General features: G+C 70.7%; 25 protein-coding genes and 1 pseudogene. 9 read left to right on the top strand and 17 right to left on the bottom strand.

Annotation, left to right across the window (positions count from 1 at the left end; translation table 11 throughout):
- Positions 1-10: 10 nt before the first annotated feature.
- The gene (locus AB0B85_RS00095; protein WP_357401797.1) at positions 11-436 is read right to left on the bottom strand and encodes a hypothetical protein; all 426 of its coding nucleotides are present in this window, start codon (positions 434-436) and stop codon (positions 11-13) included.
- Positions 437-670: 234 nt separating this feature from the next.
- Here AB0B85_RS00095 and AB0B85_RS00100 point away from each other — a divergent pair, with 234 nt between their 5' ends.
- Positions 671-1141, top strand: a complete 471-nt coding sequence (locus AB0B85_RS00100) for a hypothetical protein (RefSeq protein ID WP_357401799.1) — start codon at positions 671-673, stop codon at positions 1139-1141.
- Positions 1142-1191: 50 nt separating this feature from the next.
- Here AB0B85_RS00100 and AB0B85_RS00105 read toward each other — a convergent pair whose 3' ends face one another.
- The gene (locus AB0B85_RS00105) at positions 1192-3252 is read right to left on the bottom strand and encodes a cellulose binding domain-containing protein (RefSeq protein ID WP_357401801.1); all 2061 of its coding nucleotides are present in this window, start codon (positions 3250-3252) and stop codon (positions 1192-1194) included.
- A 445-nt stretch (positions 3253-3697) separates the two neighbouring features.
- Between AB0B85_RS00105 and AB0B85_RS00110 the strand changes: the two genes are divergently transcribed.
- Positions 3698-5053 (top strand): PHB depolymerase family esterase, encoded by a 1356-nt coding sequence (locus AB0B85_RS00110; protein WP_357401803.1) that lies wholly within the window; start codon positions 3698-3700, stop codon positions 5051-5053.
- 128 nt (positions 5054-5181) lie between these two features.
- On the opposite strand, the pseudogene AB0B85_RS00115 reads toward AB0B85_RS00110, so the two are convergent.
- The 6 genes and pseudogenes from AB0B85_RS00115 to AB0B85_RS00140 all read right to left on the bottom strand — a co-directional run.
- Positions 5182-5295 (bottom strand): annotated as a pseudogene (locus AB0B85_RS00115) (arabinofuranosidase catalytic domain-containing protein); the annotation flags it as partial.
- Positions 5296-5595: 300 nt separating this feature from the next.
- On the bottom strand, positions 5596-6009 hold the full coding sequence (locus tag AB0B85_RS00120) for a hypothetical protein (RefSeq protein WP_357401806.1): 414 nt from the start codon (positions 6007-6009) through the stop codon (positions 5596-5598).
- 56 nt (positions 6010-6065) lie between these two features.
- Positions 6066-7112: a LacI family DNA-binding transcriptional regulator gene (locus tag AB0B85_RS00125; protein ID WP_357401808.1), complete on the bottom strand. Its 1047-nt coding sequence runs from the start codon at positions 7110-7112 to the stop codon at positions 6066-6068.
- 54 nt (positions 7113-7166) lie between these two features.
- Complete coding sequence (locus tag AB0B85_RS00130) at positions 7167-8003, bottom strand: carbohydrate ABC transporter permease (RefSeq protein WP_357401810.1); 837 nt, start codon at positions 8001-8003, stop codon at positions 7167-7169.
- On the bottom strand, positions 8000-8998 hold the full coding sequence (locus tag AB0B85_RS00135; RefSeq protein WP_357401812.1) for a sugar ABC transporter permease: 999 nt from the start codon (positions 8996-8998) through the stop codon (positions 8000-8002). The genes AB0B85_RS00130 and AB0B85_RS00135 overlap by 4 nt, the downstream gene beginning before the upstream one ends.
- Positions 8999-9050: 52 nt before the next feature.
- Positions 9051-10346, bottom strand: a complete 1296-nt coding sequence (locus AB0B85_RS00140; protein ID WP_357401814.1) for an extracellular solute-binding protein — start codon at positions 10344-10346, stop codon at positions 9051-9053.
- A 248-nt stretch (positions 10347-10594) separates the two neighbouring features.
- Between AB0B85_RS00140 and AB0B85_RS00145 the strand changes: the two genes are divergently transcribed.
- Positions 10595-12217 carry a glycoside hydrolase family 43 protein gene (locus tag AB0B85_RS00145; RefSeq protein WP_357401816.1) on the top strand — a complete coding sequence of 541 codons (1623 nt, stop codon included), beginning with the start codon at positions 10595-10597 and terminating at the stop codon, positions 12215-12217.
- Positions 12218-12266: 49 nt separating this feature from the next.
- On the opposite strand, the gene AB0B85_RS00150 is transcribed toward AB0B85_RS00145, so the two are convergent.
- The gene (locus tag AB0B85_RS00150) at positions 12267-12881 is read right to left on the bottom strand and encodes a hypothetical protein (RefSeq protein WP_357401818.1); all 615 of its coding nucleotides are present in this window, start codon (positions 12879-12881) and stop codon (positions 12267-12269) included.
- Positions 12882-13097: 216 nt separating this feature from the next.
- Here AB0B85_RS00150 and AB0B85_RS00155 point away from each other — a divergent pair, with 216 nt between their 5' ends.
- The 3 genes from AB0B85_RS00155 (at position 13098) to trxA (ending at position 15241) form a co-directional block, all read left to right on the top strand.
- Positions 13098-14399 carry a chitosanase gene (locus tag AB0B85_RS00155; protein WP_357401820.1) on the top strand — a complete coding sequence of 434 codons (1302 nt, stop codon included), beginning with the start codon at positions 13098-13100 and terminating at the stop codon, positions 14397-14399.
- Between the two features lie 132 nt (positions 14400-14531).
- Positions 14532-14924 carry a MerR family transcriptional regulator gene (locus AB0B85_RS00160; RefSeq protein ID WP_357401822.1) on the top strand — a complete coding sequence of 131 codons (393 nt, stop codon included), beginning with the start codon at positions 14532-14534 and terminating at the stop codon, positions 14922-14924.
- Positions 14894-15241 carry a thioredoxin gene (gene trxA, locus AB0B85_RS00165; protein WP_357401824.1) on the top strand — a complete coding sequence of 116 codons (348 nt, stop codon included), beginning with the start codon at positions 14894-14896 and terminating at the stop codon, positions 15239-15241. Before AB0B85_RS00160 ends, trxA begins: the two co-directional genes overlap by 31 nt.
- 13 nt (positions 15242-15254) lie before the next feature.
- Here the strand turns inward: trxA and AB0B85_RS00170 are convergent, their stop codons facing one another.
- The 3 genes from AB0B85_RS00170 to AB0B85_RS00180 form a co-directional block, all read right to left on the bottom strand.
- Positions 15255-15686: a cold shock domain-containing protein gene (locus AB0B85_RS00170; RefSeq protein ID WP_357402391.1), complete on the bottom strand. Its 432-nt coding sequence runs from the start codon at positions 15684-15686 to the stop codon at positions 15255-15257.
- Between the two features lie 243 nt (positions 15687-15929).
- Positions 15930-16475 (bottom strand): PepSY domain-containing protein, encoded by a 546-nt coding sequence (locus AB0B85_RS00175; protein WP_357401826.1) that lies wholly within the window; start codon positions 16473-16475, stop codon positions 15930-15932.
- Between the two features lie 118 nt (positions 16476-16593).
- Positions 16594-17043, bottom strand: a complete 450-nt coding sequence (locus AB0B85_RS00180) for a GNAT family N-acetyltransferase (protein WP_357401828.1) — start codon at positions 17041-17043, stop codon at positions 16594-16596.
- A gap of 100 nt (positions 17044-17143) precedes the next feature.
- Here AB0B85_RS00180 and AB0B85_RS00185 point away from each other — a divergent pair, with 100 nt between their 5' ends.
- A complete protein-coding gene (locus AB0B85_RS00185; RefSeq protein ID WP_357401830.1) occupies positions 17144-18025 on the top strand; it encodes a LysR substrate-binding domain-containing protein in 882 nt (293 codons plus the stop codon).
- A gap of 9 nt (positions 18026-18034) precedes the next feature.
- Here AB0B85_RS00185 and AB0B85_RS00190 read toward each other — a convergent pair whose 3' ends face one another.
- Genes AB0B85_RS00190 through AB0B85_RS00200 form a run of 3 tightly spaced genes read right to left on the bottom strand, consistent with a single transcriptional unit; the run spans position 18035 to position 20599 of the window.
- Complete coding sequence (locus AB0B85_RS00190; RefSeq protein WP_357401832.1) at positions 18035-18589, bottom strand: DUF5872 domain-containing protein; 555 nt, start codon at positions 18587-18589, stop codon at positions 18035-18037.
- 28 nt (positions 18590-18617) lie between these two features.
- Positions 18618-19907: a HAMP domain-containing sensor histidine kinase gene (locus AB0B85_RS00195; protein WP_357401834.1), complete on the bottom strand. Its 1290-nt coding sequence runs from the start codon at positions 19905-19907 to the stop codon at positions 18618-18620.
- Positions 19904-20599: a response regulator transcription factor gene (locus AB0B85_RS00200; RefSeq protein ID WP_357401836.1), complete on the bottom strand. Its 696-nt coding sequence runs from the start codon at positions 20597-20599 to the stop codon at positions 19904-19906. The genes AB0B85_RS00195 and AB0B85_RS00200 overlap by 4 nt, the downstream gene beginning before the upstream one ends.
- 102 nt (positions 20600-20701) lie before the next feature.
- Between AB0B85_RS00200 and AB0B85_RS00205 the strand changes: the two genes are divergently transcribed.
- Positions 20702-21166, top strand: a complete 465-nt coding sequence (locus AB0B85_RS00205) for a septum formation initiator (RefSeq protein ID WP_357401838.1) — start codon at positions 20702-20704, stop codon at positions 21164-21166.
- A 25-nt stretch (positions 21167-21191) separates the two neighbouring features.
- On the opposite strand, the gene AB0B85_RS00210 is transcribed toward AB0B85_RS00205, so the two are convergent.
- Together AB0B85_RS00210 and AB0B85_RS00215 are read right to left on the bottom strand one after the other, a co-directional pair.
- Entirely contained in the window at positions 21192-22274 is a 1083-nt protein-coding gene (locus tag AB0B85_RS00210) for a hypothetical protein (RefSeq protein WP_357401840.1), read from the bottom strand.
- Positions 22271-22618 carry a PadR family transcriptional regulator gene (locus AB0B85_RS00215; RefSeq protein ID WP_357401842.1) on the bottom strand — a complete coding sequence of 116 codons (348 nt, stop codon included), beginning with the start codon at positions 22616-22618 and terminating at the stop codon, positions 22271-22273. The genes AB0B85_RS00210 and AB0B85_RS00215 overlap by 4 nt, the downstream gene beginning before the upstream one ends.
- 86 nt (positions 22619-22704) lie before the next feature.
- Between AB0B85_RS00215 and AB0B85_RS00220 the strand changes: the two genes are divergently transcribed.
- Positions 22705-23115: a hypothetical protein gene (locus tag AB0B85_RS00220; protein ID WP_357401844.1), complete on the top strand. Its 411-nt coding sequence runs from the start codon at positions 22705-22707 to the stop codon at positions 23113-23115.
- The last annotated feature ends 11 nt before the right edge of the window (positions 23116-23126 follow it).

Genomic DNA, 23126 nt, shown 5'->3' on the forward strand with positions numbered 1-23126 from the left:
GGTGCGGGAACTATGCGGCGAGTCGACGGAAGACCTCACCACACACGTCGACGCAGAACGCCAGCACGACGTCGGCCGTCCGCACCCCGGCCGTGCTGAACAGGAAGACCTCGCGGTCGACGCGGTCGACCGACTCGGTCCACGGGGCGGCCGTCAACGCCTGCTCGAAGAAGTCGTTGCCTGGGCGGGACAGACCGAAGACGGCCAGCTTCCCGTCGTCGAAGCTCAGCGTCCACTCCCGGCCGTCCCTGGTGGAGACGGCCAGATAGCCCGGCAGGTCCTCCAGCGCCGGGTCCTGCGGCAGGCGCGCGGCGGCCTCGGCCACCACGGGCGACCCGGCCAACGCGTCACCGTCGAAGACGTCCCAGCCGTCGACGCGCTGCGGCTCGACACCGTCGACGGCGTAGCCAGGGCGGGACCGTTGCCACCAACTCATGGTTCTCACTATCGGGTAAGGGGGCCACGACGACGTCGCCCCGGACTGGCGCGGCCCCCTGCCCCCGGCACCGTCGCCGGGATCGAGGCCGGGAGCCGGCCGGCCCGACGAACGGGCCGGCCGGCCACCCGACGGCAGCGTCAGCCTGTCGCGCACACGGTCTACCCGGCCCCAGGTGGCAGTCGATGCCGGTACGGTGTTGCCCGCCATCACGAGAACGACCGGGGGTGGGTGTTGGTCTACCAGATCCAGTTCGAGGGTGAGATCCGCGCAGCCGAGCTGCGGCGGTTTCTCGCGGACAACTACGGCATCGCGCCCGCGGCGATCTATGTCGGGCGCATCGCGGACCGTTCGGCTGACGACCCGCGACCCGTCGCCATGTTCACGCCGCCCGAGGACGACGAGGAGTTCGGCTGGGTGCTGATCGGCGACACCGAACTCGCCGACGCCACCGGGCTCGGCGAACGCGAGCTGGCCGTTGCGCTGGCCCGCGCCTTCCGGATCCGGGCGCTTGTCGACGACGGCAGCTTCTATCCCGACAGGTGGCTGCTGGTCAGCACCGACGGCAGCACCGGCCGGGTCCGCACGGACGAGGACGCCGCGGCCGACGGCAACCTGCGGATCCTGTACGCACTCGAACCGATACGTGGCGAACCCCAACTCGCCGTCGTGCCACCGCGGGACTGGTCCCGCGATGGTGACTGACCGGCCGGCTGGCCCCGCGCGAACGGGCCAGCCGGCGCACCACGCCGCGGTCAGCCGCTCGCGCAGACGGTGCCGTTGAGGGTGAACGCGGTGGGCAGCACGTTCGGCCCGCTGTACGCGCCGACGAAGCCGGCGCTCACGCTGCTCCCGACGGCGATCTGCCGGTTGTCGTCGGTGGGCGTGACCCGCACGCCGGTGCCGGTCTGCTCCCAGGTGGCGCTCCACCCGCTGCTCACCTGCTGCCAGCCGGTGGGCCAGGTCCAGGTGAGCGTCCAGCCGTTTATCGGTCTGGTCCCGTTGTTGACGATCTCGACACCACCGATGTAGCCGTTACCCCAGTCGTTGGCCGTGGTGAACCGGACCGTGCACGCGCTGGTGGCGGGACTGCCGGTGGCGAAGGTGAGCGGTGGTGAGGCCCAGGACACCCGGCCGGCGGTGTCGCGGGCCAGCACGTTCACCGTGTATCTGCTGCCCGGCACCAGGTTGCCGACAGTGAACGAGGTGCCCGCCGTCTCGCCGAGTTGCTCGCTCACCGCGCCGTTCTGCCGGTACACCTCGTACTTGGCGATTGGGCTGCGGCCCGGGGTGGCTGCCGGCCAGGAGATCGTCGCGGCCCGGTCGGTGACGTCACTGGCGGTGGGCTGGCCCGGCGCCGAGGGCAGGCCGGCGGTCGCGCCCGCCGGGCGTAGCACGAGCGTCGTCAGCGAGTACGCCGGCAGCGTCCGGCTGGTCGCCGAGCCGGACTGGCTGGTGGCGATGCCGGTGGCGCCGTTGCTGAGGGTGGCGACGGTCGGCGCGGCGGCGGACGGGGTGAACCCTGCGTAGTCGATGGTGACGTCATGCGCCGCGTCCGGGTCCTTGTTGACAAGCAGCACCGCGAGGTCGCCGTTGCCGCGGCGCACGGCGTGCGCGGTGACCAACGGCTCGTCGGTGCCGGCGCGGATGAACTGGTCGCCGGTCTTCGCGAAGAGCTTCATCATGCTCAGCCCGTAATACGGCGCGAACGGTGTGTTCAGCGGCGGCTGGCACACCGACCCGTCCTCGGTGCAGGCCCCGCTGGAGAGCAACCCGAAGTCGCCGTAGTCGGTCTGACCGGCCACCTGCGTCACGGTGCCCATGCCGTTGTGCACGTTCCACCACTGGGCGGTGAAGACACCGTTCTCCAGCAGCCCGCTGTAGACGTCGGCCAGGAAGAGCGCGGCCGGTTGGGTGGTGCGGCCGACGTCGACGTTCAACTCGGTGAAGCTGATGCCGATGCGCTCGGCGTCCGCGCCGGCGTACCTGGCGAGTTGCTGCCGCAGCAGGTAGGTGGCGTCGGGGAGATGGTTGACGCGGGCCAGCGACTCGGCGGCGGTGCCGCCCGGGTACCAGTGCACGTCCACGAAGTCGATCTTCGGGCCGGCGATGGAGAGCACCGTCTGGTTCCACGGGCCCGGGTCACTGCCGGCGGTGATCCCGTCCGGCCAGTTGCCCGGCATGGTCAGCACCGCGCCGACCTTGACGCTCGGGTCGACCGCCTTCATCGCGTCGGCGTACTCGACGACAAGCCTCGCGTACTGTGTCGCGCTCTTGTCCGGATGGTCGTCCGCCTCCCAGGCGGACCCGTAGTGGCCGTTGCCGTAGTTCTCGTTGCCGACGGTCCAGTACCGCGCCCCGTAGCCCTTCGTCACGTTGGCGTATCGCACCCAGTCAGCCGCCTCGGCGGGTGTCCCGGTGCCGTAGTTCGCGATGATCATCGGTTGCGCGCCGACCCGGCGCACCGCCGCCATGAAGGTGTCGAAGTCGGTCCCCGGGGCGACGTAGCCGCCGGGCGCGGTGTGGTCCTTCCAGTGGTAGATGTCGGCGTACGAGCCGCCGGGGTAGCGCATCATCTGCACACCGGCGTCGCGCAGCAGGTCCGACGTTTGCGTGGTGCCCAGGTTCTGGTCCCAGATGGCGTGGTTGACACCGAGCGCGGTGGCAGGCACTGTCGCCAGCCCCGCGCGGGCGTTGACGGTCACGGTGACCGGGTCGGGAGCCGCACTGGCCGTCGGTGGGTTGATGCCGGCGAGCGCGGTCGCGGCGAGCAGCGCGCTGGCCACCACTGACGCGCGCCTCGTCTGGTTCTGCATGGGCTGGGGTTCCTTTGCGGGAGTGGGTGCACGGATGGCTCTCGGCGGTCCATCGCTCGTCGCACCGTCCCCCAGCATCCGTGCCGGATCCTGGTTGCCCATCGGACGGACATCGGCCCCGCACGTGGCCGCTCATCGACGCACAAGAATGTCACGGGCGGCTCGGGAATCTCAAGCCCGCGCCTGTCGACACGTCATACGTCACTGCTTGACGAACGGCATGTTATCGCTCACAGTCGATGTCGAGGCGAACGGCGTTCGCGGCTCGCCGGGAGAGCCCCCGCCGGTCGGCCTCGGCGAGACGACGTCCCCCGGGCAGGCGGGCGTCGCACCAGGACCTGACCGCGGCTGCCGACGACGCGCGGCGGACGACGCGCGTCCGCACCACCACCAGATCACCTCGTGCTGGCGCCGAGTCCCCGACCCAGCACAAGAGGAAGCGCCGATGAAATCAAGGATCGCACTGCTGGCCGCCGCGCTCGCGACGGCCCTGGCGACGATGACGGCCGTGGTCACGGTCGCCACCCCAGCGTCGGCCGCGACGCTCACCCAGGTGACGAACTTCGGCACCAACCCGACGAACCTCCAGATGCACCTGTACGTGCCGGACCGGGTCGCGGCCCAACCGGCCCTGCTCCTGGCCCTGCACTACTGCACCGGCAGCGGCCCGGCGGTGCACTCCGGTTTCGGGCTCAGCTCCCTCGCCGACCGGTACGGCTTCATCGTGATCTACCCGTCGGTGACCCGGAGCAGCAAGTGCTGGGACGTGTCCTCCCCGCAGGCGCTGCGGCGCGACGGCGGCAGCGACCCCGTCGGCCTCAAGTCCATGGTCGACTACGTCCGGGGCCGCTACCCGGTCGACGCCAACCGGATCGCCGTCGGCGGGTTCTCCTCCGGGGCGATGATGACCAACGTCATGGTCGGTCTCTACCCGGACCTGTTCAACGCCGGGTTCAGCTCCTCCGGGGTGCCGTTCGGGTGCTTCGCCACCACCAACGGCGCCGAGTGGAACAGCGAGTGCTCCGGCGGGCGCATCGTGCGGACCCCGCAACAGTGGGGCGACCTGGTGCGCAACGCCTACCCCGGCTACACCGGCAAACGCCCCCGGGTGCAGATCTGGCACGGCACCACTGACACCACGCTGAGCTACGTCAACTTCGGTGAACAGATCAAGCAGTGGACAAACGTCACCGGCGTGTCCCAGACCCCCGCCTACACCGACTCGCCGCAGGCCAGCGCCACCCGTACCCGCTACGGGGGCACCGGCGGCACGGCACCCGTGGAGGCCATCAGCTTCCAGGGGTACGGCCACTCCATCCCGTTCGACGCGGCCCAGGCCGTGCGGTTCATCGGTTTCGACGGCACGAGCCCCACCACACCGCCGCCGAACCCGACAACCCCGCCACCGGGCGGCACGGCCGGACCGCTGCGCAACGTCAACGCCGGTCGCTGCCTGGACGTCCCGGCGAGGTCGCAGACGAACGGCACCCAGGTGGCGTTGTGGGACTGCAACGGCGGCACCAACCAGCAGTGGACGCCGACCGCCGCGAGACAACTCCAGGTGTACGGCACGAAGTGCCTGGATGCCGAGGGCGCGGGGACCACGTCGGGCACCCGGGCGATCATCTGGGACTGCAACGGCGGCACCAACCAGCAGTGGAACCTCAACACCGACGGGACGGTCACCGGCGTGCAGTCCGGCCTGTGTCTCGCACCCAACGCCGCCGGCACCGCCAACGGCGCCCAGCTGGTGCTCTCGACCTGCAACAGCTCGAACAGCCAGCGGTGGACCAGAGGCTGACGCGTTTACCGACGTCGACGTACCCCGTTTGGTGTTCGGCCGGCCGGTGGCCCGGCTCGGGAAGGATCCCGGGCCGGGCCACCGGTCTGGTCGTGGCCGCCGTCCGCGCGGGGCGGCGGCACCCGGGCTCAGCGGTAGCCGGCGACGGTGATGTTCGCCTGTACCGCGTTCTCGGTAGCGTCGGACGGGTAACCCGCGACCATCGCGCCCTCGTAGAAGGTGCCGACGCTCTGGTTGGAGTCGAGGGGGTGTGGTTGGTGGGTGTGCCTCAGCCCGGGTGGTGTCCCGCTGCTCGGGCCCGGACTCTGAGCAGCGGGACCACCAGACGCGACCCGGCCACCTGGCCGGGACCGACGGCTCCCGGTAGCCGTCCCGCGTCGGCCACGTCCCCACCCGTCCGCCCCACGCCGCCGTCGGCTGCTCCGGACCAGGAGTCACCGCTCTCGCGATTGCCCGGAGCCAGTCGAGAATCGACGACTGTCCGTCACGTTAGCGCTAACAGGACACGTATGTCCATAGACGATGATCAGTGTCTGAGGGGGTCAGTCGGTCAGCCGCAGCAGGTGCCGGCCAGGGAACGGGCGGCCGTGCTCCCGCTCCCACGTCCGCAGGTGCCGCTCCCGGTCCGGCGCGGCCGGGGCGAGGAATTCGAAGTACGCGAGGATGACCGTCCGAGCCTCGTCGACCGAGTAGGTCGTCCCCGACCGGACCGGCCCGCAGCTCACCACAGTGACACCGGCCGAGGTGCAGCGGACCACCGACGAGTTGCCCTCGAACTCCTCGCAGGCGGAACGCCCGGACGCCGCGTCGTCGATGCACTGGAGCAGTTCGAGGCAGTCCGGGGCGTAGTTCTGGACATCGCTGGTGAGCTGCGAGGCGAGGTCGCGGAAGCGCCGATCACCGCTGATCATGCTGGCCGCACCGTACTGGTTACGGCCGAACTCGACGAGCCCCATCGTCAGCTCCCCATGCCCCACGAAACCCCGGCGATGTCAGGGGAGCCTAGTCGGCGTCACGACCCGGACTGCCCCGACGGTGCCGGCCGCCGTGGCGGTGCGGCACTGTCGCGCACGATGAGCTCGGTGGCGAGTTCGACCCGTGGGCTTTCGGTCTTCTCTCCCCCGGCGAGTCGCAGCACGGTCCGGGCGGCCAGCATGCCCATCTCGGCCAGGGGCTGACGAACTGTGGTGAGCGGCGGTGAGCACCACCGGACCTCCGGCAGGTCGTCGAAGCCGACCACGCTGATGTCGTCGGGCACCCGCAGCCCGCGTTTGCGGACCGCCTCGTAGACGCCGAGCGCCATCTGGTCGCTCGAGGCGAAGATGGCGGTGGGCGGGTCGGGCAGGGCCAGCAACTGGGTACCGGCGCTGAAGCCGCCCTCGTGGTAGAAGTTGCCCGGACGGATCAGGTCGTCGTCGAGGGGAATGTTCGCGGCGCCGAGGGCGGCCCGGTAGCCGTCCATCCGGGCCCGGCTGCACATCAGGTGCGGTGGGCCGGCGATGAAGCCGATGCGGCGGTGGCCGAGGCTGATCAGGTACTGGTTGGCGCTCAGGCTGCCGGCCCAGTTGGTGGCGCCGATGGTGGGTGACTCCTGCGGGTCGACGCCGGCCGGGTCGATGATGACCACCGGCAGGTGCAGGCGGCGCAGTTCGGCCTGCAACGGCGGGTTCACCATCGAGGTCACGAAGATGATGCCCTCGGTGGAGCGGGTACGCATGTTGTCGAGCCACTGCTTGGCCGAGGAGATGCGCCAGTGGATGGCCGACACCACGGTGCCCACGCCGCTGGTCTGGCCGACGTCCTCCACCCCACGGATGATCTCCACGGCCCACGGGCTGTCCAGGTCGTTGAAGACCAGGTCGATGAGAGCGGCGTCGGTACGCCGGGCCGGTGACCGACGTCGGTAGCCGTGCCGGTTGAGCAACGCCTCGACGCGTTCCCGGGTGTCCGGGGCGACGTCGGATCGTCCGTTGATGACCCGGGAGACCGTGGGCACGGAGACACCGGCCAACCGCGCGATCATGGCGATGGTGACGTTTCGGCCGTTCTCCGTGCCCACGGTTCCTCCCTTCGTCGTGCGGGCAGCGTCAGGTCTGCTCGCGGTGGTGCGATGTCACCCCTTGACGCTGCCGGTCAGACCGCCGATGAGCTGCCGTTCGGCCACGGCGTAGAAGCCCAGGGCCGGCAGCATGGACAGCACCACGTACGCCAGCACCCGTGCGGTGTCGTCGGCGTACTGCCCCTGGAACGCCTGAACTCCGACGGGAAGCGTCCACCAGCTCTGATCGCTGAAGACGACGAGCGGGAGCATGAAGTTGTTCCAGCTGGTGACGATGGCCAGCACCGATACGGTGGCCAGGGCCGGACGGGCCATCGGCAGCAGGACTCTCCAGAAGAACCCGAAGGCGCTACAGCCGTCGAGGACAGCTGCCTCCTCGACCTCGGCCGGGATGGTCCGGAAGAACTGGCGCAGGATGATGATGGTGATCGGCAGCCCGAAGGCGGCCTGGGGCAGGATGACACCGAGCGGATTGTCCAGCAGGCCCATACCGCGCAGCAGGACGAACAGCGGCAGGATGGCCACCGCGAACGGGAACATCAGACCGATAGCGAACAGGGTCACCAGGAACTCGCGACCCCGGAAGGCGTAGCGAGCGAAGACGAATGCGGCCATCGCCGCCGCTCCGACCACGATGAAGGTGCTGCTCACGGCGATGAGGAGACTGTTGCCGAGCTGCCGCCAGAACACGCCCTCGCTGAGGATCTCGAGGTAGTTCCACACCCAGGGATCGGGCCAGCCCAACGGATTGGTGGACAGCTGGCCGTTGTCCTTGAAGCCGCCGAGCACGCCGAAATACACCGGCACGACGATGAGCGTGCCGACGGCGATGCAGACGAGGTGCAGGACGACGCTGCGGGTCCGCTGGACGCGACTCGTCGTGGCGGTCATCGCTGGCCTCCCTGGGTGGTGACCGCGCCCGCGGTGTCGCGACGCAGCACGATGCGTTGGTAGAACAGTGCGAAGACGAGGCTCAACAGGAACATCACGATGCTGATGGCGCTCGCGTAGCCGACCTCGAAACGTTTGAAGCCGAACTGGTACATCGTCACGGCCAGGGTTTCCGAGGAGTGGATCGGGCCACCACCGGTGAGCACCCAGACCATGTCGAACAACTGGACGGTGCCGATGACGGACAGGAAGATGCTGATCCGGATCGTCGGGCCGAGCAGGGGCAGGGTGACGTGCCGGAACGCCTGCCAGGCGGTGGCGCCGTCGGTGAGCGCGGCCTCGGACAGCTCCTTGGGGATGCCCTGCCGGGCGGCCAGGAACAGCATCATGTAGAGACCGAAGTACTTCCAGGACACCACCAGGAAGACGGCGTACAGCACGGTGTCCGGGTCGGCGAAGACGGTGCCCGCATCAGAGCCCAACCACCGGGCTACGCCCTCGCCCAACCCTCGGTTCGGAGAGAACACCAGGGTGAACAGCACGGCCGTGGTGACCTCGGAGAGCACGTACGGGGCGAAGAAGATCAGCCGGTACGCGGCGCGACCCCGCAGTGGCTGGTTGAGCAGCATGGCCAGGGCCAGCGCGACCGGCAGCTGCACGACCAGGGACAGCACCACCAGCACGAGGCCGCGCCACAGGTCGCCGCGGAAGGTCGGGTCGCCGAAGGCGCGGGTGTAGTTGTCCAGCCCGATGAAGTTCTCGGGCAGTCCGAAGCCGTTCCATTTGTAGAGGCTGGCGTAGCCGGCCACCACGATGGGGGCGAGGACAAGGAGCACGAACAGCGCCAGGGCAGGCGCCAGGAACACGGCGAGGACGCCACCCCGGCCCGGCCGGGGCTGGCGGCCACGCTTGCGCGCGGTGCCCGGCCCCGGTGCCGGCGGATCGGTCGCCGAGTCGCCGCGCCTCGTGTCCGACACGGTCGATGGCCTGGTCATGCCTGCTCCACTCGGGTTCTACGGCCGGCTACGGATGGATGACGGGTCACGATCAGACGGTCTTTGCCACCTGCGTGATGTCCTTGACGATCGCCGCCGGGGACTTCTTGCCGGCGATGATCTCCGCGACGCTGTCGTTGATCTGCTGCCCGAGTGCGGGCGCGTACGCCTGGTCGAGGTAGAGCTGAAAGCCGGTGTTCTTGGCCAGGGCCTCCGCGACGGCCTTGTTGTTGGGGTCGCTGATGGCCGAGGTGGCCTCGGTGACCGTCGGGTTCACCGCGTTGGTCTGCGCGGAGCGCTTCTGGTTCTCGACGCTGAGCAGGAACTTCAGGAAGTCGACGGTCGACGCCGGGGCGTCCTTACCGACGGCGAAGCCGTTGCCACCGCCGAAGACCTCGGTCGCGGCGCCCTTACCACCGTCCACGGAGGGGAACGGGAAGAAGCCGAGTTTGTCGCCGAGGCCCTTCTTGCTGGTGGAGCTGGACGCCTGCACCGCCGGCGCCCACTGCCCCATCAGCTCCATGCCGGCGTTGCCGTTGCCCATGGTGGCGGCCTGCCCGTCGGGCGAGCCGAACTCCGCGCCGAGGAAGCCCTTCTGGAAGGGTTGCAGGTCGACGAGTTCCTTCAGCCGCTCACCCGCGGCGACGAGGTCGGGGGTGTCGAAGTTCTTGCTGTCCACGGCCTTCTGCAGGGCGTCGACACCACCGATGCGCATCGCGAGGTAGGACCAGTAGAAGTGGGCCGGCCACTTGTCCTTGCCAGCGAGGGCGACCGGGGTGATGCCGGCGGCCTTGAGCTTGCGGACCGCGTCGAGCACGCCGTTCCAGGTGGTGGGGGTCTCGGTGATGCCGGCCCGGGTGAAGAGCTCCTTGTTGTACCAGAACCCGACCATGCCGATGTCGAACGGAATGCCGTAGACCTTGCCGTCGATGGTGTAGGGCTCCATCGCGGCGGGCAGAATGCCGGCGACCAGGTCCTTCGTGTCGTCGGTGAGGTCCTTGACCAGACCGGCGTCGACCTGCTGCTTGAGCACGCCACCACCCCAGGACTGGAAGAGGTCCGGCACGTCACCGGCCTGCGTGGCGGTGGTGAGCTTGGCCTTGAACGCCTCGTTCTCCAGGGGCTGGATGTCGATCGTGACGTTCGAGTGGGCGCCCTTGTACTCGTTGGCCATGGCCGCCCAGACCGGGAGCATCGGGTCGGTGTTCTGGATGTGCCACCAGTTGATGGTCTGCGGCGCGTTGGGGTCGCTGGACTTCTCGTCGCCGCTGCAGGCGCTCAGCAGGTAGGCGCCGGCGCCGGCACTGGCGAGGCCGAGCAGCGTTCGGCGGGAAAGGTGCGTAGTCATGATCCATCCCTTCGGGGACTCACTGGGTGCTCGGACGCCGGCCGAGCCGGCGGTGGGACTTATGGATCTCCGGAACTTTCATTGCTTCGCCGGTATTACCGGTCGATGGCCGGCACGCTACGAGCTGTGGCCGCAACGGTCAAGACCTCTGTCCTATTGCGAAAAGACCGGCTAGCGTAGGCAGGACTTCCAGTGATCCGGGACCGCAAGTTTCCGGAAGTTCCAGACAGTCGTCCAGAGGAGCCCTCGTGTCGACCGACATCGCTGACGTGGTGACCGCTGCCCGGTCGATCCGCAACCCCGTCCTCGCCGGATTCCATCCGGACCCGTCGATCCTGCGCGTCGACGATGACTACTACCTGGCCACCTCGACCTTCGAGTGGTATCCGGGCGTGCGTGTGCACCATTCGCGTGATCTCGTGAACTGGCGCACCCTGGGCGGGATCATCACCGACCGCCGCCTGCTCGACCTGCGCGGCTGCGGCGACTCCAACGGAGTGTGGGCGCCCGACCTGACGTACCACGACGGGCAGTTCCACCTCGTCTACAGCGACGTGGCCAGCTTCGCCAGCGGCTACTGGGATCCCCAGAATTTCCTGGTCACCGCCACGGACATCGCCGGACCCTGGTCCGATCCGGTGAAACTGCACGGGCGCGGCTTCGACGCCGCCCTGTTCCACGACGAGGACGGCACCAGCTGGCTGCTGAGCATGAGCGCCGACTGGCGACCCGGCCGCGACCGCTTCGGCGGCATCGAGATCCAGCAGTACGACAGGGCCGCGCGCCGGCTGGTCGGTCGGCCCCGCATCCTGTTCACCGGCACCCCGGTCGGGGTCACCGAGGGCCCGCACCTGTACCGCCACGACGGCTGGTACTGGCTGATCACCGCCGAGGGCGGCACCAGTTGGGAGCACCAGGTCACCGTGGCGCGGTCCCGGGAGTTGTTCGGGCCGTACGAGGTGGACCCGGACGGCCCGCTGCTCAGCTCGGTGGGCCGGCCCGACCTGCGGTTGCAGAAGGCCGGTCACGGCAGCCTGGTGCGCACCCAGGGCGGGGAGTGGTATCTGGCCCACCTGGTAGGTCGCCCCTACTCACCGCTCGGCAGTTGTGTGCTGGGCCGGGAGACCGCGATCCAGCGGGTCGAGTGGCCGGCGGATGGCTGGCCCCGGATCCCCGGCGGGGTGCCCGCGGACGAGGTGGTCGCACCGGATCTGCCCGCGCACCCGTGGCCGGCGGATCCCGACACCGACCACTTCGACGCCCCCGAGCTGGGTTTGTGCTGGTCGACGCTGCGCCGGCCGGCCACTGACGACTGGATCGACCTACGGTCCCGCCCGTCGTACCTGCGCGTGCACGGCGGGCAGTCACCTGTCGGCCGACAGGCCCCCAGCCTCGTCGCGCGACGGGTCGAAGCGACGCACTGCTCGCTGGAGACGGTGGTGGAGTTCGACCCGGTCGACCACCGCCAGCTGGCCGGGATAACCGCCTACTACAACACCCTCAACTGGCACCACCTCTACCTGACCCGCGCCGACGACGGACGGACGGTGCTGGAGCTGCTCAGCTCCGACAACGGGCGACGCACCCCGCATCCCGAGCTGACCGTCGACGCCAGCGGGGTCACCCGGGTCGGTCTGCGGGCGGTGTTCGAGGGGCCGGTGGTGCGCTTCGACTACGACCTCGGCGCCGGCTGGCAGCAACTGCCGGTCGAGCTGGACGCGACCATCCTGTCCGACGAGCACGCCGCACTGATCATCGACGGCGAGCCGGCCGCGTGGGGCTTCACCGGAGCCTTCGTCGGCCTGTGGGTGCAGGATCTGGGCGGCGACGGGGTGTACGCCGACTTCGACCTGGCCACCTATCGCGAGTAGTGAGCACGCGGACGGCACCCTGGTGGGTGCCGTCCGCGTTTCCGTCGCCCTACTTGACCTGGGCAGCGACGCTGCGGAGCTGGCCCAGCGTGGTGCGGAAACCGTGGCCGGACGCGGCCGGGTCCTCGGTGACCAAGCCGCTGACGGCCATGGCCTGCGAGCGGGACGCCACTACCGCGTCGTCGTCGGCTCCGGCCGCGTCGAACACCCCGAAGTCGCCGCTGAGCGTACGGAACGTCGGGGCCGCCGGGTCCTTGGCGAGGTAGAGCACGACGACCTGACCCGCCGTGAGCGCGGACATCTGCGCCATGTCCGCCACGCCGCGATCCAGGCTGGCGAGCGTGATCCGCGTCCCGGCCGCGACCGCCGATCCGTCCGCCGCGCGCAGCACCTCGTCCACCCGGAACCCGGTCGCCTCGACCTCACCCCGGACCACCAGGTCCGCGGCCTCGCTGAGCTGCCGCACCGTGCCGTACCCGCGCATCTTGCCCTGGGCCGGCGGGCCCGCGGGGGCGGCCGGCGTGGCAGTGGCCGACGCGGCGGCGGTGGGTGCGCCGACCGGGTCGGTGCCGTCGGCGCCGCCGCAGGCGGACATCGCCGCCACGGCGAGCACGGCGGCGGCTGTGGCCCCCAGAGACCGGGCACGGCGCAGGTGGACTGCCATGTATCGCTCCTCGCGTATCGCTGCCGTCCCGGTTCGTTCCGCCCGGGATGCGGCACTGCTCACGCCATCTAACTGGGCGGTCCGGCCAGCGAGCATCCCGGTAGCCGTCCACGCGTACAACGCCTGCCGACAACGAGATGAACAGGCGTCGTCACCGCCTGCGGTCGTCGATTGACGGCGGCCCGACGCACTGATATCTGTTAATACAGTTTCCAGATGCTCGCGGTGCCCGCCGGGGCCGATCGTCGCGCCGGGGCACCCACCGGCCGGCGGCACGCCGCCCCTTCCCCGAGGAACACCATGGTGCGCAAGAGAACAGCCGCCTACGTCGTTGGCACCCTGCTGACCGGCGTCGCGGCGGTCGGCTACGGCCTGCCGTCGGCCAGCGCCGCGACCGCCGGCCCGATCACCGGCCTCGGTGGCAAGTGCGTCGACGTCGCGGGCGCCAACCCGGCCAACGGCACGCCGGTGCAGCTCTACGACTGCAACGGCAGCGCGGCCCAGACGTGGACGGTCGGCAACAGCGACGCCTCGATCCGGGCGCTCGGCAAGTGCCTGGACGTCACCGCCGCGTCGACCGCAAACGGCGCCAAGATCCAGCTGTACGACTGCAACAACACCGGCGCCCAGAAGTGGACCGCCGCCAGCGGTGGTGCCCTGATCAACTCCGCCTCCGGCAAGTGCCTCGACGTGACCGACCGGAGCACCGCCAACGGCGCCCGACTGCAGATCTGGACCTGCGGTGGCACCACCAACCAGCAGTGGACCCTTCCCGGCGGCGGCACCCCCACTCCCACGCCGACCGCCACCGTCCCGGCCGGCACCAACCTGGACGACCCGGCGAAGAAGGACGTCGCCATGCAGCTCGTCTCGGCGGCGGAGAACTCCTCGCTCGACTGGCGTGCGCAGTTCTCCTACATCGAGGACATCGGCGACGGTCGGGGCTACACCGCGGGCATCATCGGCTTCTGCTCCGGCACCGGGGACATGCTCGAACTGGTCCAGGCGTACACCAACACCAAGCCGGGCAACGTGCTGGCCGGCTACCTCCCGGCGCTGCGTGCCGTCAACGGCACCTCCTCACACGCCGGCCTCGACCCCAACTTCCCCCGCGACTGGCGCACCGCCGCCAACGACTCGGTGTTCCGGGCCGCCCAGGAAGCCGAGCGGGACCGGGTCTACTTCAACCCGTCGGTCCGCGACGGCAAGAACGACGGGGTACGGGCACTCGGCCAGTTCGCCTACTACGACGCGGCGGTCATGCACGGGTACGAGGGGATGCGCCAGATCCGCAGCCGCGCCCTCGCCCGCGCGAAGCCCCCGGCCCAGGGTGGCGACGAGCGGACCTGGCTCAACGCGTTCCTCGACGAGCGGGTCATCGAGATGCGCAAGGAGGAGGCGCACTCGGACACCTCCCGCGTCGACACGGCCCAGCGGGTGTTCCTCAACAACGGCAACCTCAACCTGAACACGCCGCTGACGTTCGCCGTCTACGGCGAGCAGTTCCGCATCGGCTAGCACCCCCACCGGCACGCACCGACGCTCAGGGCGCCGCCTCGCGGCGCCCTGAGCCGTCCCCGGGCGCGACCTTGCCTTGACGCTGACGACAAGGTTTAGCCTGGTCGCGACGGGCTGGTCGAGGGGGTCGTGATGCTGATCGGTGAGCTGGCGGAACGCGCCGGGACGAGCACCCGGACGCTGCGCTACTACGAGGCCCACGGGTTGGTACGCCCGCAGCGCTCGGCCAACGGCTACCGCGTCTACGACGAGGCGGAGCTGCGGGTGGTCCGGGAGATCCGGGCGCTGCTCGACGTCGGCTTCGGCCTCGACGACGTCCGTCCGTTCGTCGCCTGCCTACGGGCGGGCAACGCCTCCGGCGACGTCTGCCCCGATTCCGTGCTGGTGCTGCGGCGCAAGCTCGCCGAGGTCGACGACTACCTCGACCGGCTCGCAGCGGTCCGTCAGCAGCTGCGCACCCAGCTCACCCACGCCATCGCACACCGGGAGACAACATGCCCCAGGAGACGACCGTCAGCACCCTGATCACCGTCACCGACCCCACGTTCGCCGAGTTGGTGCTGGCCAGCGACCGGCCCGTCGTCGTCGATTTCTGGGCCGAGTGGTGCCCGCCCTGCAAGATGATCGAGAAGAGCCTCGTCGAGCTGGCCGGGGAATTCGGCGACCGGATGGTCATCGCCAAGCTCAACTCCGACGAAAACCCGCAGGCCACCCGGCGCTACGGCGTCATGTCCCTGCCGACGCTGCTGGTGTTCCGTCGGGGTGAGGTCGTCGGCTCGATCGTCGGGTCCAGGCCGAAACTGCACCTGCGGCAGAGCCTCACCATGCACGCCGGGCTGTGACCGGCACGCCGGCTCAGCTCTCGACCCAACCGTGTGACCGGGCGTGCTCGACGAGCGACTGCCGGATCGCGGCGAGCTGGGCGGCGGTCAACGTCGGCACCCGCTCGATCAGCAACTCCGTCACCTCGTAGCTGAACTCGCGCGGCGACAGGACGTCGCACATGCCGTCGTCCTCACCGGTCTGCCCGGTCCGCGCCGGCGCGACGTCGGGCACCCGTTCCGGCCGGAACGCCGCGACCGGCTCGACGATCCGCAGGGACGCCACCTTCAGCCCCCGGTCACCGGCCTCCACCTGGTACTCCACCCGCATGCCGGGATGCACGAGATGCCGTTGCTCGCCGAAATCGTTGGCGTGGACGAAGATGTCCTCGCCGCCCTTCGACGGCGCGATGAAGCCGTAGCCACGCGCCTCGTCAAATCGGATGACCTTACCCGCCGCCCACACAGACACGACCCACTCCACCACTCAACCGAAGACCTCGACAGTGTTCACCCACGGTACCGGAACACCCACCGCGACCGGCAGCAACAGGTCACCGCAGCGGTGCCGGCGGTGTCGCGGGTCAACGCCGGCCGCAAGCTGCACCCACCGCCCAGCCAGGGTTGGGACCCACCCGTCCAGCCGGGCGCCCACACGGCGACGCCCCGACCGGGATGGTGAATCCGGTCGGGGCGCCGCCGGCTGGTGTCAGTCGTCGTCGGAGCTGTCGTCATCGTCGTCGGACCGGTCGTCCGCGTCGTCGTCGTCGTTGTCGTCGTCGTCGTCGTCATCGACCGGCTCCTGCTCGGCCTTGACCACCGAACCGTTGTCCCGGTCGACGTCCACCTCGTGCTCGGTGTCGCCAGCGACGATCTCGACGCTCCACACCGGTCGGCCGTTCTCCTGCTCGGCCTCGACCTCGACGATCTGGCCGCCGCCAGCCCTGGCGAGTGCGATCTCACCAGCGCGCTTCTCGTCGACCGCGCTGCCCGCCGGCGCGGTGCCGGTGGTCGGCGTACCGCTCGACGGCGTACCCGACGGGGTGCTGGTCGACGGCGTACCGCTGGTTCCCGGCGCGGCGGTGGTCGCGCCGCCCTCCGGCGCGTCAGTGGCAGTCGGGGCGACGGTGGCCGCCGCGAGTGCCGTGCCGACCGTCCGCCCGTCGTCCGCGGCGTTGACGCCCAGCGCCACCCCGGCCACCGCCAGCACCGCCGAACCGCCGACCGTCGCCAGAAGCAGATTGGTGCGCTTCATCGTGGTGTCCACCTTTCCTCGGTTGTCGCCTCTGAGGATCGGGTGAACCGGGATAGCACCGCGCTGTCCGAACGCTAAGGCCGGGTTAAGCCGTGCCGGCGTCGGTGGTGGGACCAGCTCAGAGCGCCATCCGCATGAAGACGTCGGCGCGGGCGTACGGCGGCAGTGGGATCTGGTCCGGACTGACGTGCTGGAAGCCGGCACTCTCGTAGAGATGCACGGCGTTCGCCAGTTTGGTGCTGCTGCCCAGGAACAGGGTCGTCGCGCCGAGCTGGCGGGCCCGCTCGATCGCCGCCGCGATGAGCTGACGGCCGAGGCCCTTGCCGCGCACCACCGGGGCGACAGTCATCTTCGACAGCTCGAAGACGTCGTCCGAGTAGCGGATCAGGGCGACACAGCCGACGATCTCCCCACCGTCGCGCACGATCAGCACGTCGCCACCCGGGTCGACGATGGCGGTGAACGGATCGTCGAGCGTCTTGCGGTCCGACTCCTCGACTGTGAAGTAGTGGGAGATCCATTCCAGGTTCAGCGTGCGGAAGGCCTCGGCCTCCGCGGCTGTCGTCATGGACGTGACGGTAAGCGTGCTCGGCTTCATGGTTCGATTCTCCGGCCGCCGCCATTCGAACGTCCAATATCTTGTTCGGGCTCATTCGTATCCTTGGAGTATGGATCCCGAGTTACGCCACCTGCGCTACTTCGTCGCCGTCGCCGAGGAGCTCCATTTCGGCCGGGCCGCGCTACGACTGCGGATGGCCCAGCCGCCGCTGTCGCAGCAGATCCGCCAACTCGAGGCGATGATCGGTACGCCGCTGTTCGTCCGTACCTCCCGGTCGGTGGCATTGACACCGGCCGGCGAGGCGTACCTGGATCGGTGCCGGCGGGTGCTGGCCGCCGTGGCCGACGACGTGGACGAGGCGGGCCGGATCGGGCGCGGGGAGCAGGGACGCTTCGACGTCGGGTTCGTCAGCTCGGCGATCCAGCTCGGGCTCGCCGGGCCGATCCGTCGGTTCCGCGAGCGCTACCCGGCCGTTCACCTACGCCTGCACGAGGCGTACACCGCGCACATCGTCGACCGGCTGTTGAACGCCGAGGTCGACCTCGGCGTGGTCCGGGACCCGGACGACCACGACGACCTGGTCGGCACCACGTTCGCCAGGGAAACCTTCGTCGCCGTCCTGCCGGGCGATCACCCGCAGGTGGGAGAGCCCGCGATCAACGCGGCGGTACTGCGCGACGACCCCTTCGTCTTCTTCCCACGGGTGGCCAGCGAGCGGGCCTACCAGCGCAATCTCCGGCCGTGCCTGGAAGCCGGGTACACCCCACGCATCGTCCAGGAGGCCAGCAGTTGGACGACAGTGGCGCACCTGGTCGCGGCCGGCCTCGGGGTGACGATCGCGCCCGCGAGCATCGCCGCCGTCGTGCCCGCATCGGTGGACGTGCTGCCGTTGACCGGCTCCGAGGCCACCACCGAGGTGCAGATCCTGCGCCGTCGCGACGACGACCGGATCACGTCGACGGGCTTCGGGACGCCGCCTGGCACTGCCTGACCCGGTCGGCTAACCGCGCCGATTGAGTTCCGCTTCGAGCCGCTGGACGAGCGTCTTGCGGTCCTTGCCGGCATGCTCGTTGCGCAACGCGGTCCTGAGCTGCCGCGTGTCCAGGCCACGCACGAGCTTGGTCGCCTCGGCGACCGACATCTCGGACATCCGGCCGGCCGTGGTGGCGTCCCGACGCGCCCGCTTCGCCGGCCCGGTGTTCGCGACGTACTGCTTGCCGGACCGCGATGCGGCCCGCTTCTTCGTGTCGGTCGCGCGCCGCTGGCTCTCCGACATCTCCTCCCAGGCCTTCTTGGGCAGGTAACGACTTGTCGTGCCGCCCTTGCGCGCCCGGGTGTCGCCCTCTTTCGTCTGCCACTTCTCGTTGCCCCAGCGCTGGAGCGACTTCTGCCGCTCGTCCTTTGCGCCAAGGAATCCCCCGCCGCGCTTCTTGTACTCCTGAGTGACAAGCTGCGACTTACGCGCCGACCACTGCCCCGGCCTGCCGCCCTTGTCGGAGGCCTTTACCTCTTCCTTGATCTGCTCTCTGAGCTCGGGTTTCGTATACCGCGCCATGGCTGGCAGCTACCCGGCACCGCCGCGCCTATGCCTCCCGCCGCGGCGTCGGTGGACGCAGCCGCAGCAGCACCTGCGCCCCGCCCGTCGGGCCGGCCCGCAACTCCAGGCGACCGCCGCCGGCCTGCGCGGCACGCCGGGCGATGTCCAGGCCGAGACCTGTCGACCCGGCCGCGCTGGCGCCCCGCCGAACCGCCCCGACCGGCAGGCCCGGGCCGGCGTCCGCCACGGTGAGGACCACCTCCCCCGCGTCGCGGCCGAGCTGGACGGCGAACGGCGTCCCGTCGGGGGTGTGCGCGAAGACGTTTCCGAGCAGGGCGTCCACTGCCGCCGCCAGGTCGTCGGCGGGCACCCCCACCGGCAGCGGGCCGGGCGCCAGGTCGAGGGTGACTGCCCGCCCGGTGTCCTCGGCCAGCACCGACCAGAACGCGACCCGGTCGGCGACGATCGCCGCCGCGTCCGAGGTGGCCGGCTGCGCCGTCGGCGAGTGCCGCCACCGGGCCTGCCGGATCAGCCCGCTGACCGCCCGTTCGAGGCCGTCGGCCGCGGTGGTGATCCGGGCGGCGTCGTCCGGGTCCCGCAACGACTCCGCCTCCAGCCGCAAGGCCGTCAGCGGGGTACGCAACCGGTGCGAGAGGTCGGCGACCTGTTCGCGTTCCTGCACCAGGAGCACCTGGATCCGGGTGGCGAGATGGTTGAGCGCACCGGCCACCTCGCGCAGCTCGGCCGGGCCGGCCGGAGTGACCCGGGCGTCCAGCTCGGCGTTGGCCAGCCGGTGCGACACCGCCGACAGGTCGCTGATCGGCCGGACCAGGTTCCGCGCCAGCCGGTCGGCGACGAGCAGACCGATCAGCACCAGCAGCACCCCGAGCAGGGCCAGCACCAACCAGGCCCGGGTGACGCCGGCGGTCAGCTCGTGGCGCGGCACCACGATCCGGATCACCCCGGTGCCGTCCGCCCGCCCCTGCACGGCGATGACCACCTCCCGACCGGCGGCCGACTCCCCGGTGAGGCTCTGCCCGCGCGCGGCCAGCGCCACCGCCGGCGTGCGGGGGGTCTGCGCACCGAGCACCGACCCGTCCGGCAGGAAGACACTCACCGCTCGCCCGGATTCCGCGGCGAGTTGCTCGACGGTGAGTCGGATCGTCGTCGCGTCGGCGGTGCCGACCACCGGCACCAGGCTCTGCGCGTCGGCGGTGGCCGCAACTGTGGCCCGGTCCTCCGCGACGGTGCGGACCAGCAGGGCCAGCGGCACCAGGAACGCGATGAGGGTGAGCACGCTGACGGCGGCGACGAGCAGTGCCAGCCGGGCCCTCACGGCCGCGCCGCCGGTGCCTCGAGACGCACTCCGACGCCGCGCACTGTGTGCAGGTAGCGCGGTTGCTGGGCGTTCTCCCCCAGCTTGCGGCGCAGCCAGGACAGGTGCACGTCGACGGTCTTGTCCGCGCCGCCGTACGGGATCTGCCAGACCTCGGTGAGCAGCTCACGTTTGGTCACCACCTGGCCGGGGCGGCCGGCCAGGTGGTGCAACAGGTCGAACTCGCGCGGCGTCAGCTCCACAGCAGTCCCGTCCAGGGTGACCTGTCGGGACCGGGGGTCGACGCGCAGCCCGCCGACGACGAGCGACGGGTCCGACCCGTCCGCGCCGGCGGGACCCCGCCGCAGCACCGCCCGGACGCGGGCGTCGAGCTGCGCGGCGGTGAACGGCTTCACCACGTAGTCGTCGGCCCCCGCGTCGAGCACCCGGACGATCTCCGCCTCGTCGTCGCGGGCGGTGGCCACGATGACCGGCACGGAACTGACCGCGCGCAGCATCCGCAACAACTCGCGGCCGTCCAGGTCGGGCAGACCCAGGTCGAGCACGACAAGATCGGGCCGGTCCTCCAGGGCGTCGCGGAGCCCGGCCATCGCTGTCGAGGCGGCGGCCACCGCGTGCCCACGCTCCCGCAACGCCCGGATCAGCGGGGTGCGGATCGTCAGGTCGTCCTCGATGAGCAGCAGGCGGGCCACAGCTGGCAGGCTAACCGCTACCGGCGACTGCGCGGCGCACGTTAACCCTGCCTTAGCGTCCGGATGTGCCAACGACAAGGACGGATCGGGGATAGTCAGCGGATGAGCCGTCGTTCGATTCTCGTCGCCGCCGGGTGGGTCGCCACTGTCGCCGTGGCCACCCTGATCGGGTTGGGCGCGATCCGGCTGGTCGGCGAGAGCATCACCGGCACCCCGGGCGGGGTGCGCAGCGCGACGGAGATCGAACGGGCGCTCGCCTCGCCGGAGCCGGTGCCCACCGGCACCACGGGCACCGGTACGGCCACCGCAGGCCCGCCGGGCACCGCGGCGAGCGCCAGCCCCGGGGTCCGTCGAGGGTTCGCCACCAACGGCGGCACGGCAGTGGCCGAGTGCGCCGCCGACGGCGTACGCCTCGTCTCCTGGGCGCCCGCCCAGGGCTACCGGGTTCGCGACGTGGACCGGGGACCGGACGACGACGTCGAGGTCACGTTCGCGGGGTCGACAGGCGAGTACGAGTTGAAGGTGCGCTGCATCGGCTCGGAGCCGGTGGCCGTCGCCGACGACTGACGTGACCACCGGCCCGAGCGTCGCGTTACAGGTCCACCGGCTGCTCGCGGTCCGCGTCCCGGCCGAGGGCGACCATCCGCAGGGTCTCCTCTCGGCGTTGGACGAGCAGTGCGCCGGCCAGGAAGGTCACCGGTGGGGCGAGCAGCAGCATCGCCCACTGCACCGGCACCAGCGGGATGACGTGCCCCATGTTCATTGTCGAGGTGGCCCACCCGGCGAGTGCGCTGTCGATCACCAGGGTGAGGGTCGCCACGGGCAGGAGCAGGACGACGATCCGCCGGCGCACCCCGGGGTGGAGCCTGGCGAGCGCGACCAGCATGGCCAGTGCGGCCGCCGCCAGGCCGGCGACGAAGAGCCACACGGCCAGCTCGCTGCTCGCCTCGAGGCCGTAGAAGACGTGGTAGGACACGCCCTCGTCACCGACGAAGTCGAACGCGGGACTGGTCACCCGGTTGAGCACCAGCAGCGCCACCATCGCGGCCGGCGCGAGCAGCAGCGCCACCAGCCGGCGTACGCCCAGCAGCGCGACCGCCCGGCGGCGCGGCGCCGGCACGGTGAGCGCGCCGGCCGCCACCACGGCGAGGAGGAACTGGGGCAGGGTGTCCACCACGTACGTCGGGTTGGCACCGGCCTCGGGTGCGACGAACACGCCCCAACCGAGCACCCCGGCCCAGGCCAGGCCGGCGGCCAGCCAACGCCACCCGAGCAGCGCCGCGGCGCAGACGCCCGCCCAACCGGCGACGCGCAGCCAGTCGACGAGGTCCGGGCCGCCCGGCTGGTACTCGGGCGGCAGATTCGGGGGGTGGATGAGCTGGTCGAGTGTTGCCGTGCCGGCCAGGGCGAGCAGCACGAGCCCGACCAGCAGGCCCGTCACCGCCGAAGCGTCCGACCAGGTCGACGTGGTGAGCCCCCGTGCGCCCACCCGCAGCCGAGCCCGCAGGCCTGCGCCGAGGAGATTCCGCACGTCGGCGGCGGCCGGTCGCCGCTGCCCCGGCCGCGCCTCGGCGAGCAGCACGGCCATCATCTCGTCCTCGTACACCCGGCGGTGCTCCCACGGATACACCGCCAGCAGCCGCCGGTAGCGGCGTTCCAGGTCGTCGGCGCTCACGCCGCACCCCCGTCGGCAAGCAGGCCGCCGCGGCGCAGCCGGGTGCGCGCGGCTTCGGCGTGGTGTCGCAGGCGGGACGCCTCGTCGGCGAGCCGGCGCGCGCCCACGGCGGTGAGCCGGTAGTAGCGGCGGAGTCGCGACTGGACGATCTCCTCCCGCTCGACCTCGATGAGGCCGTCGGCGCGGAGCCGGTCGAGGACCGCGTAGAGGGTGCCGGCGCGCAGCCGCACCCGGCCGTCGGAGATACGCAGCACGTCCTCGATGACCGCGTATCCGTGTTTGGGCGCCTCGGCGAGCGCGGTGAGCACCAGGAACGTCGGTTCCCGGAGCGGACTGTCAGTCATGCGAATGAGAATATACCGATGAACGGTATATGCAATGAGGTCAGGCCAGCGAGGTTCCCGACCCGGTGACGGTTAGTCTCCTTGCCGTGATCCGCACCCTCCTTGTCGCTTCCCTGCTGTTGGCCGGCTGCTCGCCCGCCGAGTCGCCCTCCCCCACGCCCAGCTCCACCACGCCCGCGGACAAGGCCGCCGCCAACGCGTGCACCCGGGTGGTCTACTCCATCGAGAAGAACAACCCGCCCATGGAGGACGTTGGCACTGCGACGCGCGCCATCGAGTCGACCGACAGCGGCATCCAGGAGGCTGGCAAGCGGCTGGGGTCGGCCGCCCAGGAAGCTGGCGACCTCTGGGTGCTGAACGACCCCACAGTCGACACGGGCCCCGCCACCGAACGGGTGGCCACCGCGCGGAAACAGCTGCTGTCGGCGTGCACCAACCTGTTCGGGGAGTACCCCTGGCCGTTCACCCGGACGCCCGCGCCGACGCCCAGCACGTGAGCGCCGGGCGT

The sequence above is a fragment of the Micromonospora sp. NPDC049044 genome, assembly GCF_040649215.1.
In the GTDB taxonomy this organism is placed as follows: domain Bacteria; phylum Actinomycetota; class Actinomycetes; order Mycobacteriales; family Micromonosporaceae; genus Micromonospora.